General features: G+C 36.6%; 16 protein-coding genes. 5 read left to right on the forward strand and 11 right to left on the reverse strand.

Annotated elements, in window-relative coordinates; translation table 11 throughout:
- Nucleotides 1–367 precede the first annotated feature (367 nt).
- Both D1Z92_RS10435 and D1Z92_RS10440 read left to right on the forward strand, forming a co-directional pair.
- On the forward strand, nt 368–1,087 hold the full coding sequence (locus D1Z92_RS10435; protein WP_128895619.1) for a 2-phosphosulfolactate phosphatase: 720 nt from the start codon (nt 368–370) through the stop codon (nt 1,085–1,087).
- A 57-nt stretch (nt 1,088–1,144) separates the two neighbouring features.
- A complete protein-coding gene (locus D1Z92_RS10440) occupies nt 1,145–1,603 on the forward strand; it encodes a DUF441 domain-containing protein (RefSeq protein ID WP_206099739.1) in 459 nt (152 codons plus the stop codon).
- Between the two features lie 39 nt (nt 1,604–1,642).
- On the opposite strand, the gene D1Z92_RS10445 is transcribed toward D1Z92_RS10440, so the two are convergent.
- The 5 genes from D1Z92_RS10445 to aroQ form a co-directional block, all read right to left on the reverse strand.
- Complete coding sequence (locus tag D1Z92_RS10445; RefSeq protein ID WP_128895620.1) at nt 1,643–2,896, reverse strand: aspartate kinase; 1,254 nt, start codon at nt 2,894–2,896, stop codon at nt 1,643–1,645.
- Nucleotides 2,897–2,979: 83 nt separating this feature from the next.
- Nucleotides 2,980–3,156, reverse strand: coding sequence for a hypothetical protein (locus tag D1Z92_RS17315; RefSeq protein WP_164931558.1), 177 nt, complete (start codon nt 3,154–3,156; stop codon nt 2,980–2,982).
- A 243-nt stretch (nt 3,157–3,399) separates the two neighbouring features.
- On the reverse strand, nt 3,400–3,957 hold the full coding sequence (efp, locus tag D1Z92_RS10450; protein ID WP_128895621.1) for an elongation factor P: 558 nt from the start codon (nt 3,955–3,957) through the stop codon (nt 3,400–3,402).
- Nucleotides 3,958–3,981: 24 nt separating this feature from the next.
- On the reverse strand, nt 3,982–5,058 hold the full coding sequence (locus D1Z92_RS10455) for a M24 family metallopeptidase (RefSeq protein ID WP_128895622.1): 1,077 nt from the start codon (nt 5,056–5,058) through the stop codon (nt 3,982–3,984).
- Nucleotides 5,059–5,063: 5 nt separating this feature from the next.
- A complete protein-coding gene (gene aroQ / locus D1Z92_RS10460; RefSeq protein WP_128895623.1) occupies nt 5,064–5,507 on the reverse strand; it encodes a type II 3-dehydroquinate dehydratase in 444 nt (147 codons plus the stop codon).
- 231 nt (nt 5,508–5,738) lie between these two features.
- Here aroQ and D1Z92_RS10465 point away from each other — a divergent pair, with 231 nt between their 5' ends.
- The gene (locus D1Z92_RS10465; protein ID WP_240666664.1) at nt 5,739–6,668 is read left to right on the forward strand and encodes a DUF1385 domain-containing protein; all 930 of its coding nucleotides are present in this window, start codon (nt 5,739–5,741) and stop codon (nt 6,666–6,668) included.
- A 39-nt stretch (nt 6,669–6,707) separates the two neighbouring features.
- Entirely contained in the window at nt 6,708–6,968 is a 261-nt protein-coding gene (locus D1Z92_RS10470) for a hypothetical protein (RefSeq protein WP_128895624.1), read from the forward strand.
- 61 nt (nt 6,969–7,029) lie between these two features.
- Here the strand turns inward: D1Z92_RS10470 and D1Z92_RS10475 are convergent, their stop codons facing one another.
- Nucleotides 7,030–7,986, reverse strand: a complete 957-nt coding sequence (locus D1Z92_RS10475) for a patatin-like phospholipase family protein (protein WP_128895625.1) — start codon at nt 7,984–7,986, stop codon at nt 7,030–7,032.
- A gap of 100 nt (nt 7,987–8,086) precedes the next feature.
- Nucleotides 8,087–8,512 (reverse strand): transcriptional regulator MntR, encoded by a 426-nt coding sequence (gene mntR / locus D1Z92_RS10480; RefSeq protein WP_128895626.1) that lies wholly within the window; start codon nt 8,510–8,512, stop codon nt 8,087–8,089.
- A 269-nt stretch (nt 8,513–8,781) separates the two neighbouring features.
- Between mntR and splB the strand changes: the two genes are divergently transcribed.
- Nucleotides 8,782–9,858 carry a spore photoproduct lyase gene (gene splB / locus D1Z92_RS10485; protein ID WP_240666666.1) on the forward strand — a complete coding sequence of 359 codons (1,077 nt, stop codon included), beginning with the start codon at nt 8,782–8,784 and terminating at the stop codon, nt 9,856–9,858.
- Nucleotides 9,859–9,898: 40 nt separating this feature from the next.
- On the opposite strand, the gene D1Z92_RS10490 is transcribed toward splB, so the two are convergent.
- The 4 genes from D1Z92_RS10490 to D1Z92_RS10505 all read right to left on the reverse strand — a co-directional run bounded on the left by D1Z92_RS10490 (nt 9,899) and on the right by D1Z92_RS10505 (nt 13,411).
- Complete coding sequence (locus D1Z92_RS10490) at nt 9,899–10,603, reverse strand: cytochrome c biogenesis CcdA family protein (protein WP_128895627.1); 705 nt, start codon at nt 10,601–10,603, stop codon at nt 9,899–9,901.
- A gap of 45 nt (nt 10,604–10,648) precedes the next feature.
- Complete coding sequence (locus D1Z92_RS10495) at nt 10,649–11,452, reverse strand: metal ABC transporter permease (RefSeq protein WP_128895628.1); 804 nt, start codon at nt 11,450–11,452, stop codon at nt 10,649–10,651.
- Between the two features lie 169 nt (nt 11,453–11,621).
- Nucleotides 11,622–12,362 carry a metal ABC transporter ATP-binding protein gene (locus D1Z92_RS10500; RefSeq protein WP_128895629.1) on the reverse strand — a complete coding sequence of 247 codons (741 nt, stop codon included), beginning with the start codon at nt 12,360–12,362 and terminating at the stop codon, nt 11,622–11,624.
- 32 nt (nt 12,363–12,394) lie between these two features.
- Nucleotides 12,395–13,411, reverse strand: a complete 1,017-nt coding sequence (locus D1Z92_RS10505) for a metal ABC transporter solute-binding protein, Zn/Mn family (protein WP_128895630.1) — start codon at nt 13,409–13,411, stop codon at nt 12,395–12,397.
- Nucleotides 13,412–13,562 lie beyond the last annotated feature (151 nt).

Genomic DNA, 13,562 nt, shown 5'->3' on the forward strand with positions numbered 1-13,562 from the left:
CCACTCTCATAAAGTTTTACCATCTGTTGTTTAAATTCAGGTGTAAATGTTCTTCTTGTTCTTTTGGTCATTGTAGAACTCGCTCCTCTAATATATTAATTCTAGTCTACTTGACCTTAATTTTTCTGTCTAGCTAAGTGTAGCCGATCCAGAGTGTTTAAGAAGAGGATTGAGGTCGGATACGCTATTAAACTTCTCTAGAAGTAGATAACAAATGATGGGATACGATGTCGCTATTACAAAATAGCGGAACATCCGTAAACCGTATGTTGAAATGTACCAATGTATCATTTGCTTAGTAAACTTGTCAGACTTGGTAAGAGACATAGATTTTAAAAAATGAACGTCGCTCCAAGGAGGGTAAAGCATGCATGTTGAAGTCATTCCAACGATAACAGAAGCAAAATCCGATCAATTTCACAATAAAACAGCGATCGTCATCGACGTATTGCACACTACGAGCACGATTACTACTGCGCTTGAACATCAATGTTCGGAAATTATACCAGTAGAAACGGTATCACAGGCACTAAAATTACAAAAACATAAAACCACCTTGCTTTGCGGTGAGCGATACGGAAAAAAAGTAACCCATTTTGATTTAGGCAATTCACCACTTGAATATGAAGAAGACGTTGTGAAAAATAAAAAAATTGTCATTACAACGACAAACGGAACACGAGCGATACAAAAATCGTTAAAAGCAACTCACATATTAGCAGGTTCTTTTCTGAACGGTAGAGCCTGTGCTCAAGCAGCAAAACAGTTGAAAAGGGATATTATCATGGTCTGTGCTGGAACCCAAGATGAATTTTCTATCGAAGATGGCTTATGCGCCGGTTTCTTGATTAGTGAGTTGGAGCATTGTTTTCAAGATCACATTCATTTAAACGATTTTGCTTTAGCTATGAAAGCTGCCTATCAACAAGAAAAAAATAACTTGCTAGAATTTCTACTAGAAAGTAAAAACGGCAGTAAAGTGCAACGAGAAGAAAAAGTCGAAGAATTAAAGATGTTGACAAGACATAATTGCTATAACACGGTTCCATATGTAACAGATGATCGAATGGTAAAATTTCCGTTCTAATCCTTGTCCTATATCATACAATACGTATATAAAACGTATATGTGGAGAAGGAGAATCATGTTGAACGGAGAACTTATACTCGTCATTTTGATTGTCATTGGATTATTGGGTCGATCACCTATTATAACCACTGCTGCTTGTATTTTATTGATTATCAAACTCATACAACTGGAGCGATTTCTTCCTTCCTTAGAAAGAAGAGGACTGGAGTTTGGCTTATTGCTTTTAACGATAAGTGTACTCGTTCCGTTTGCAAGTGAAAAAATTACATGGAAAGATATTACGATGGTATTACAATCCAAAGTAGGTTATTTAGCACTGCTTGGAGGAGCTATTGCCACTTATATGAATAGCAAAGGGTTAGAATCGTTAAAAATGGACCCACAAATGATTGTGGGTCTAGTTATCGGTTCTATTTTTGGCATTATATTTTTAAAAGGCATTCCTGTTGGTCCTCTAATGGCAGCAGGGATTACAGCTGTGTTCATCAAAATATTTGACTTCATATTGAAGTAATGAGCTCGTGATGACTGTAATTCTAACTATTCCCCCATTTTATCTACGAACTTTGGGTCCACCCACAACCGCTTGTTGATTCGTATCTAAGCCGTACGCCGTATGTAAGGCAAGAATAACTTCCGTCAGGCTGTCTTGTGCAATGATACAAGAAGTTTTGATTTCTGAAGTACTAACCATCTTAATCGTTACGCCCTGTTTTGATATGACATCAAACATTTTGGAAGCAACACCCGCATGACTGACCATACCAGCACCTACGATGGATACTTTCACTAAGTTCGTTTCCGATATCACTTCATCAAAATTTGCACAATCCCGACAAGATTTTATGGTATCTGTGGCTGCTTCCACATCATCCAGAGAAACAGTAAAGGAAAAATCTGCTTTACCATCTTTCGTTCCCCCTTGTACGATAACATCTACGTTAATATGTCTATCCGCAAGGGCGTTGAAAAAGACAGCCAGCACACCAGGTGTATCTTCCACTCCCATAATGCTGATTCTAGCTACATGTTTATCGTAAGCTATTCCACTAACAATAGCACCTTGTTCCATTCCAGACTCCTCCTTTACTATAGTACCTTCATGATGATTAAAACTGGATCTAACAATTAGTGGCACACGATAGTGTTTAGCATATTCCACTGCTCTTGGATGTAATACTGCTGCTCCTAAGTTAGCGAGCTCCAACATCTCATCATAAGAAATTTCGTCAAGTTTTTTTGCACAAGGAACGATACGTGGATCAGTAGAATAAATGCCATCCACATCACTATAAATTTCGCAATAGTCTGCTTCAATAGCTGCGGCAACGGCTACTGCTGTAGTATCCGAACCACCTCGACCTAATGTTGTAATTTCTCCGTTCTCAGAAACACCCTGAAAACCAGCTACAACTACTACTTTGTCTTGATCTAATGCAGTGTAAATTACATTAGGCTGTATATCTGTTATTTTTGCTCTACCATGACAACCATCCGTCATCATGCCGATTTGCCAACCAGTATAAGAAACTGCTGGCTGCATTTTTTCTTGCAAAGCCATCGATAAAAGTGATACGGATATTTGTTCTCCTGTAGTGAGAAGCATATCCATCTCACGTGACGGAGGTGAGTCCGTTATTTGTTTTGATAAATCTAATAATTCATCTGTCGTGTCTCCCATAGCAGAAACGACAACAACAACTTCGTTGCCTTCCTTCTTTTTTTCCATAATTCTTTCAGCAACAATTTGGATTCTCTCAGCACTTCCAACTGAGCTGCCACCAAACTTCATGACTAAACGAGCCAACGATGTCCACTCCCTTTATATGTGAAACATTTTTATATGTTACAGTATTATAGCACAGAAGTATTAAACATTCATGAAAAAAATTAATCTTTTATGGCTTTAATAATGCTAAAGATAAGCCCGACCATAACCCATAAAAAATAGTAACCACTCATGGATAAACTTAAGTTAAACCATTCGGCAGTTCCGTCAATAATGAGATGATGAAAGTTAAATAAACTTAAAATCCAACCAAACAACAAACAATAAATAACAATCATATTTTTTCCCCTTTCTTTCATTTCATGAAAGATCATCATTTTGTTCAAACAACTTATTACCTCTATTCATAATATGAAAAAAGTGTTCATTGGAACCTTATAATGAGTACTTTTCTCTTTACTTTACTCTGCGGAATATTTCGACGAATGATGATAAAACAAACAACCTACCGTCAAAGGAGCGGTAGGTTGTTTGTGTATACGTGTATCATCTTAAAAAGTTGTTCAACTTACCATGGACACTTAAGCACGAGAAACATACTTTGCATCTGTAGTATTAATAACGAGCATTTCGCCCTCACTAATAAATAAAGGAACTTGTACATTTAGTCCTGTTTCCAATGTAGCATTTTTCGTCGCACCTTGAGCAGTGTTTCCTTTTACTCCTGGCTCTGTTTCAGTCACTTGTAATTCTACTGTATTAGGTAAACTAACACCGATTACTTCATTTTCATATGACTGTATATGTACATTCATATTGTCTTTCATGAAGTTAAGTTCCCATTCAATTTGACCAGCATCAAGTGTAATTTGATCATACGTTTCCAAGTCCATAAACACGTGCTCATCACCAGTAGCGTACAAATATTGCATAGCTTTATTTTCGATATGTGCTTTTTGAACATTTTCACCAGCACGAAATGTTTTTTCTACGATGTTTCCGTTGCGAATATTTTTTAATTTTGATCGAACGAATGCTGCCCCTTTTCCTGGCTTAACATGTTGAAACTCAACGACCGAGAAAATATCTCCATCTACTTCTATCGTAAGTCCTGTCTTAAAATCATTAACTGAAATCAAGTATAATCCCTCTTTTCATATATTTTAGTTCACTTCAATAAATGCTTTTGTTGCTCCCGTTAAGTTACGAATGCCCGTATCTGTAATGATAACGTCATCCTCAATTCTCACTCCACCGAATCCTGGCAAGTAAATGCCTGGTTCCACTGTGACTGCCATACCCGATTGAAGTAGGCGTTCCTCTACTTGATTTAGTCGTGGGTTTTCGTGTACTTCGATTCCTAGTGCATGGCCTGTTCCATGGCCAAAGTAATCTCCATAACCATATTTCGTAATAACATCTCTAGCGAGAGCGTCGCCTTCTTTTCCTGTTAAGCCTGCTTTTAAATGTTGTAATGCATTCTCTTGCGCTTCTAAGACGATATCATAAATTTCACGATGTTTTTCTGTTGCTGTGCCAAGCACAACAGTACGAGTAATATCAGAGCAATATCCTTTATAACATGCGCCAAAATCCATTTTAACAAACTCATTCATTTGTAAAATACGATCACTTGCAATACCGTGTGGTAAAGCAGAACGTTCACCAGAGGCTATTATAATTTCAAAAGGAGATCCGACAGATCCTTTTTCTTTCATAAACGTTTCTAGCTCTAAGGATATTTGACGTTCACTCACTCCAGGACGCAGTCTGGTCAATATAAACTCAAACCCAGCATCCGTAATAAGCGCTGCCTCTTTCATAATATTTATTTCATTTTCATCTTTAATAAAGCGAAGTTCATTCACAATAGCATCACCAGGAATCAGTTTTACACTTTCTCCTAGGGATTGTTTATATGAATCATATTGGCTATATGTGACAGTGTCTTTCTCAAATACAAGGGAGGTGATATTTTGTTTGTCCAACTGTTCCTTCACATCTGCCATAATATGATGACCATGCTCTTTGATTTCCATATGTTTTACTTGCTCAGCAGCTTGCGTCATATAGCGGAAATCTGTGAAAAATACAGCAGAATCTTTCGTCACAAGAACATATCCTGATGAACCTGTAAATCCAGAAATATACGTACGATTATAACCGTTCGTAATGAAATATGCATCATACTGATGTTGTTCCATAGCACGTCTCAGTCTTGCTAATCTTGCTTCTTCCATCTTTATCACCCTTCATTCAAATTTTCTACTAAAGCCCTTAATCCTATAGTGTAACTGTTCGCACCAAATCCCGCGATTTGACCGATAGCCACCGCAGCGATAACGGAATGATGGCGAAACGATTCTCTTTTATGTATATTAGAAAGATGAATTTCAATGGTCGGGATCTGAACCGCACTGATCGCATCTCTAATAGCATAACTATAATGCGTAAATGCTCCGGGATTAATAAGAATTCCATTCACCTTGCCATAAGCTTGTTGAATTTGATCGATGATTTCACCCTCATGATTGCTCTGGAAAAAGGTAAGACCACATTGAAGTTCATCTGCAAGTTTCTCCAGCTTTTGTTCAATCATTTCTAATGATAACGCACCATACACATCAGGCTCTCTAATTCCAAGCATGTTCAAATTCGGACCATTTAACACTAAAATGTTTTGCTCCATATTATCCTCCAAAAACATTTCAACTATAACACGACATCTAACTATGCACTAGCATTTTATCATAATCACTTCATTTTGTTAACCTTTCGACAATGAAAGTCGTTAAATCACTATGCATAGACGTAACTTTATGAAGCTATGTAGCATTAAATACCGAATTACAGTACAATATGAATAAGTTATTTTCTTTTTTACCACGTAAATGTAGATCATAAGGGGAAGGTGTTTTGGTTGTCACAAGATAATAAAGTTGGCGTATATGGTGGACTAGCTGTCATGGAAGGTGTCATGTTTGCAGGACAAACTACTAATGTTACTGCCGTCCGCCGTAAAAGTAATCAAGAGATTGAATTTTTTGAAGTACCGAAGACAGAAACAAAATGGTTAACCATGTTGAAAAAAATACCTTTCATTCGTGGTATCGCAGCGTTAATTGAAGCCAGTGGAAAAGGGGCAAATCATTTAAACTTTTCCGCAGAAGTGTATGCAGAAGAAGAAGGGGAGGAAATAGAAAAACCTTCTCGCCTAACGATGATATTAGGGGTAGCGCTTGTTGGTGTTCTTTCTTTTCTTATGGGGAAAGTTATTTTCACCCTTGTGCCTGCTGCACTAGAATATATTTTATTCGAAAGATTTTTCGACGGATTTTTTCTTCATAATATCATAGAAGGATTAATAAAAATTATAATATTATTCGGCTACCTGTATGTTATTTCGCTCACACCCCTCATTAAAAGGCTTTTCCAATATCACGGCGCTGAGCATAAGGTCATAAGTTGTTATGAAGCTGGCCTAGATTTAACAGTCAAAAACGTACAGAAATTTAGCACATTGCATTACAGGTGTGGAAGTAGTTTTATGGTTTTTACAGTGATCGTCGGTGTTTTCGTCTATGCTGCTTATCCTGTCCTGATGGGGTATGAATCTATTACATTATGGGAAAAGTTATTACAACGCTTGTTTTTATTACCGGTTGTGATTGGCGTTTCTTTTGAAGTATTACGTTTTACCAACAGCTTAAGAGAAGTTCCTGTATTGAAGTATCTTGGTTATCCAGGACTATGGCTGCAAAAATTAACAACGAAACAACCTACAGACGATCAAGTGGAAGTTTCTATTGCTTCATTTAAAAGAGTGCTTGAACTCGATGCTAGGAAATAATGTGGTGGTCATCTTGCATGATGGGAAAGAGGATGATAAATGAACTTCAAAAAAAATTGGATGTTATATGTCATTTTATTTTTAATGGCAATCGGGTTGTTACGAAGTAACTACGGGTTACTGGTTGGTATGGTTGTCATTGTGTTCATTCTATATAAGTTGCCGCCAAACAAATGGAAAATGATGTATTATCGTTACACATTAAAGCGAATGGAACGAATTCGCAAGAAGAAAAAATCAAAATTCAAGGTCATCGATGGCCATAAAAAAGAAGAAAACGATGTACCAAAATATCATTAAAAGTAAAGGACAATCCTATGATTGTCCTTTTTTATTTCTGCAATGAAAACATGCTATTTGTTCATTTTTCTGAACAATAGTCTGTTAGTTCTTTAATGTAATTCGCATGGGAAAAATGTTTGAAGAAACTTTTTCCTGCACGATAGCCTGATTGATAGAGTTGTAAACTTTTTTCTTTTGTGATGTCAAACTGCGTTGTTTTCACACCTAATGTGGGTATTTTTATCGTTCGAAAACGATTATATTTTTCAATATGCTTTTCATCTTGTGCTTCCATCATTGTGCTAATCATCGCCTGGAACATCGTAAGTGGACCGTTAATATTGTATGAGGAGTGATTGTTTTTTCCTACAAGTTGGAATCCGATTGTTGGTCTTATTTTGTTTAATTTACTACAATCTTCGTCAAATAAATGAAGCGGAAAATTACTTAAAATAGCGCCATCCACAATATAACAATAAGGAGGACATTTTTCTTTTTTCACTATTTTTGCAGGTCTTCGCAAAAGAACCGCATCGAAAAAAAAGGGTAAACTTGTACTCATTCTAACTGCCTTGGCCACTTCAAATTTATCAGGATTGATATTGAAGTATGCTATATCATCAGGTAACACTAACATTTTGCCTCTAGTGATATCCGAAGCAATAATCCTTAGTTTATTTTTTCCTAAATCGCCAAACGTTCGTAATCCTTTTTTGGCAAGTTTCTCTCGAATCCAGTCTTCTAAATTATCCCCGCGGTACATTCCTTTCTTTAGAAACACTCGTAAAGCAGGACCGATGCCATAAAAATAATGAGGAATTGTTTTTTTCAGAAAAGATTGAAAAGGAGATTCCAATATAAATTCTTTCATTTCGTCAGCCTTATACCCCGCCGATAAAAAAGAAGCAACGATGGCTCCTGAAGAAGTACCTGCAGTCTGATGATAGGTCACACCTTGTTCTTCAGCGGCCTTTATTGCACCTACTAATGCGATCGCCTTTACTCCACCACCTTCGAATACTGCATTTATTCGCATTTTTCATCCTCCTCTCAAGCTACATACAACATTATATGGCGCTTATAAAAAGAGGTGTGTAGCAATGCACAGTACTTGTACGAAAAGGGGCTACGCTAATCTATTCTTCCATTTCTAGTTGAGATCTAATTTGCTTTAATTCGTCCAATTTCTCTTCCTGACCTTTAAAATATTTCACCAAAGCTTCAATACACATGATGGAATCCCAACTAAGATGGTGTTCTATACCTTCCACGTCTGTATATATATTTTCATGATTGACACCAATGATAGACAAAAAGTCTTCCAATAATTTATGACGAGCTAGTAATTTCTCCCCCATCTTGTTTCCTTTAGGAGTCAAAATTAAACCTCGGTATTTTTCATATATAAGATAGTTATCTTTATCTAATTTTTGTATCATCTTTGTAACAGATGAGGGATGAACTTCTAATCCTTCCGCAATATCGGAAACTCTGGCGTACCCTTTTTCACGAATTAACTTATAAATTCTCTCTAAATAATCTTCCATACTTGGTGTAGCCATTATTATATCCCCCTAATGCGTATTCCTCATAGTGATAATTAAAGTTCTAGTTTTTTTATAATAGTAAAATCTATTTTAAGACGTTGCAAATTTTACATTCCAACAACGCCGTTATGTACATTGTTAAATGTATGGGTAGTTGTCCCTTTTAGTATCTTACACTTAGTTGCTTTCCTATTGCAAGTTGATTAACAACGATTTCCTTGTTTATTTGTCATCCTTTTATATCATCCTAATAGCTAAGATACAGAGAAGGAGTAAGTCAAAAAATGCATACACCTGTTATGGAACGTCAGAAAACCGAGAAAAAAAGAAGACAGACAAAGCCGTTTTTACCTGACTTAGTTTACTTTGAACCAAAGTCGTTAGAATATCCAAAAGGAAATAAGATCTATGAGTGGGCAGAAAAAAACAACATTCCAATTAGAATGACCTCATCCCACAATCGAATCACAGATTTACCAGGCAACTCCGAATTAGAGAAATACAAAACCGCAAAAAGAACACTCGTGGTAGGTATTCGCAAAACGTTAAAATTTGACCAGTCAAAACCTTCAGCTGAGTATGCCTTACCCATTTCTACTGGATGCATGGGACATTGCCATTATTGTTATTTACAAACGACATTAGGAAGTAAACCTTATGTCAGGGTATATGTAAATACGGAAGACATTTTGAAGGCAACAAAGCAATATATTGTAGAGCGTGAACCAGAAATTACAAGATTTGAAGCTGCTTGTACTTCCGATCCTGTAGGCATTGAACATATTACGGGATCTTTGGAAGAGCTTATCAACTTCATGGCTAAGGAACCGCTAGGGCGCTTAAGATTTGTCACCAAGTTTCATCATGTCGACCCACTTCTTCCATTGGAACATAATGGACATACACGTATCCGATTTAGTGTAAATGCAGACTATGTCATCAAAAATTTTGAACCTGCAACATCTGCTTTCGCTGAAAGAATAGAAGCAGCAGGTAAAGTTGCTAAAGCGAATTATCCACTTGGTTTTATTATTGCGCCTATCATATGGTATGAAGGATGGGAAGAAGGTTATCGCAATTTGTTTGAGCAATTAGCAAAGCAAGTAAAAGTAAGTGAAGTCAATGACTTGACCTTTGAACTCATACAACATCGATTTACGAAAACAGCCAAAAATATCATTGAACAACGTTACCCTAAAACAAAGCTGGAAATGGACGAAAGCAAACGAAAGTATAAGTGGGGCAAATGGGGTCATGGCAAATACGTATATGAAGATGAGAAAGCTACTGCATTACGTGTATTTATTACAGAAAGAATATTTGAATACTTCCCTGAATCCCGTATAGAATATTTCACTTAAAATACTTCACTAAAAAAGAGGGCTGCATTTACTTGGCCCTCTAAAATAACATCCATTCTGGAGTAATAGATTGTAGAAAAATGGTCAGTTTCGTCAATTGACCGCTGTATAAAAGTACGCCAAATACAATCATGAAAACCCCGCCAACTTTCATCACTTTATCAGAGTACCGCAATATCCATTTTGTCGAACCGATAAAAAAAGCAAGCCCGATAAAAGGAAGCGAAAATCCTAGTGAATAAGAAAGCATTAAATAAAACCAATTTCCAGGATCTGTAGAAGCAAGGGCAATGATGCCGGAGAGAATGGGTCCTATACAGGGGGACCAACCCGCTGCAAAACCAATGCCAACAGCAAACGTCCCAAAATAACCAGCTGGTTTCTTAATGTTTAACTTCATTTCTCTCATTAACATTTTTGGCTTCAATACACCAAGCAGAATAAGTCCCATGACAATCATTAAAATAGCTGCAAGCTGACTTATGAGTGTGCTGTATTGTTTGAAAAAACCACCTACAATACCTGCTGCTGCACCTAATGTGAAAAAGACAACGCAAAGACCAGCAACAAAAAACAACGTATGTACCATCGTCTTTACTCGCATTTCTTTTGTCTGCTTTGTTTTTAAATCATTTACAGAAATACCTGTAATGTAGGATATATAAGAAGGAAACAACGGCAACGTACAAGGAGAAATAAATGAAATAACTCCAGCCCAAAAGGCAACCCAAATATTGAGATCCATATATGAAAACACCACCTACATACCGCTTGTAATACGTTCGTTGTATTACGTTCGTGCTTTTTTAAATCCTATCATGATACTGAGTAGAATTCCTATTAATAGTAACACAATTGTCCCATTAGGAGCTAAATTCCACTCCCAACTTATTAACAATCCTGTGACTATTGCAAACTCCGATATGATAACCGTCCAAAATAATGTCGTTTTAAACCCTTTTCGCAGCGCAATACCTGCTGCTGCTGGAATCGTAATTAATGCAGAAACAAGTAAAGCTCCCACCACTTTGATAGCAGCACTCACAACAAATGCCGTTAATATCGTATTCACAAAGTTAATAGCACGTACAGGAAGCCCGCCTACTGCTGCTGCATCTTCATCAAAAGTAATGAGGAATAGCTCTTTATAAAATAAAAATACAAATAATACGATGATGACGGAGAATGCTAATATAATCCAAATTTCTTGCATGCTAACGGTGAAAATACTTCCGAATAAATAAGTTTGTACATTGATATTGTAACCTTTACCTAACGTAAACAAGATGGAAGCTACAGCTATTCCACCCGACATAATTATAGCTATCGATAATTCTGCATACGATTGATAATATTTTCGGAACATCTCAATTGCAAATGCAGCAAAAATAGCAAATAAAAAGCCTAAGCCTAGCGGATATATATCGATAAGCAAACCTAATGCAACCCCTGCTATGGAAACATGGGCAATCGTATCACCAAGTAAGGATAGTCGTCGTAGTACTACAAATAAACCTATAAGCGGTGAAATTAAGCCGATAAGCACACCCGCAATAATTGCTCGCTGTAAAATTTCGTACTGAAATAAATCCATCGTTTTTGCTCCTGTAAACATAATAAAATAAGTTAGTTTTTGTATATCATCATATGATATGTCTCGGTAAACATATGAAAGTTAATTATACCATCTTCAAACTACGTTAGCGTAGTAAAGATGGTATATTGTATTTTACTTATATAGTTTTGTTATATATGCATGACATTTATGACGTTATCCCATGTGCGAGTGTAATTTCATCACAATGTATTTCATGTGAATGCTTCACAAAGAAAAGAATTTGATCATGCACGAGTTGAGGCTTACTCCCTAAGTAACTGTGCATCGCTTCGATATCATGTGAAACCATAATAAAAGTCATATCGTGATGTTGATGCATATGTTGTATCAATTGAAAGAACTTTCTTTGTGTATCTTCGTCTATTCCCACCGTTGGTTCATCTAAAATGAGAAGCTTTGGCTTATTAATCATCGCTCTTGCCAAAAACACACGCTGCTGTTGTCCTCCGGAAAGCTGTCCAATTTTACGATCTGCTAAATGCTCAATGGAGAAAGATTCCATCGCATCTTGTGCAACTTCTAAATCTTGTTTGTGAATACGACGCAGTATCTTTTTTCTACTATATAACCCTGAGAGAACCACTTCTTTAACTGTAGCTGGAAACAAGGGGTTCAAAGCATTTTTTTGTGGCACGTAACCTATTTTTTCCCGCTCTTTAAACTGGGCACTATTTTTACCAAATAGCTCTACCCTACCTGTTTTAGGTTGTATTAAACCAACAATCATTTTCAGCAATGTTGATTTGCCAGCGCCATTAGAACCAATGACACCAACAAAGTCACGTTCCTTTATTGTGAAATTCAAATGCTGAATAACCTGATGATTGCCATAGCTAAAACAGACATCTTCCAAATTCACAATATCTTGATGACAAGGTTGTTCCATGCTTGCTCCCTCATTTCTTCTCAGTTTACTGCTTATTGTAGTACTTGTTCTAATACATTAACATTGTCCCTCATTAGAGATAAAAAGTCATCACCATTTTGTTGTTGTTCTTCCGTTAAACCTTCTAAAGGATTTAGTGCCATCACTTCTAAGTTTAAATCCTCCGCTATAGTTTCTGCAAGTTCTGGGCTTGTTAAATCTTCAAATAAAATATATTTAATATTGTTAGCTTGAATGAACTCCTGTATTTCTATCAATTGTTGTGATGTTGGTTCTTGTTCTGGTGACAATCCCATAATACTTTGTTGCACTAATCCGTAGTCTCTTGCAATATAGGAATAAGCTTGATGTGACACGACAAACTCTTTCCTATTTGCTTGTTGTACCATACTTTCAAAAGCTTGATCAATCTCTTCCAACTCCGCACTCAATTCACTAAAGTTTGCCTCATAATCATCTTTATGATCAGGATCAATTTCTATTAGTGCTAATTTGATTTGATCTGCTAACTCGATCGCTTGTTTTGGACTAGTCCATACGTGAGGATCTATATCACTATGACTATGATTGTGTCCTGATGCTTCATCTTCGTGATGCTCTTCTTCTTCTTGGTGTTCTGATGCTTCATCTTCATGATGCTCTTCGCCTTCATGGTCGTCATCTAAATGAATCAGGTCCAAACCGTTTGATGTTTCCACCACATGCACATCAGAATCTGATTCAATTCCGCTTAAAATGTCTGGTACCCATCCTTCAAATCCGGCACCTAAATATAAAAAAGCATCTGCTTTAATAATATTTTTTATATCTTGACTTTTGGGACTCCAATCGTGAGGATCTACTCCTGTTGCCACTAACTGCTCTACGTTTACATGCTCCCCGCCGATTTCTGATACTAGATAATATAAAGGATAAAAACTTGTGACCACTTGCAACTGGTCACCTTGTTGACTTTGACTCTCCTCACTATCATTCCCACAACCTGTAATCAATGTTGTACTTAAAATGGCAATAAAAACAAGACACATTATGTATCGTAATTTCACCATTATTCCCCCTAACGTATATTGTTCTAAATCGTAATAGATAAGTTGAATGAACTTGTTCAACCAACTTATTACCTCTATTCATAAGATGGAGAAATCTCTGTATTAACCTTTACGCCTGGCTACTGAGGCGTAAACTTAGTTCTCATTATTT

The organism is Longirhabdus pacifica (assembly GCF_004115085.1).
In the GTDB taxonomy this organism is placed as follows: domain Bacteria; phylum Bacillota; class Bacilli; order Paenibacillales; family DSM-105158; genus Longirhabdus; species Longirhabdus pacifica.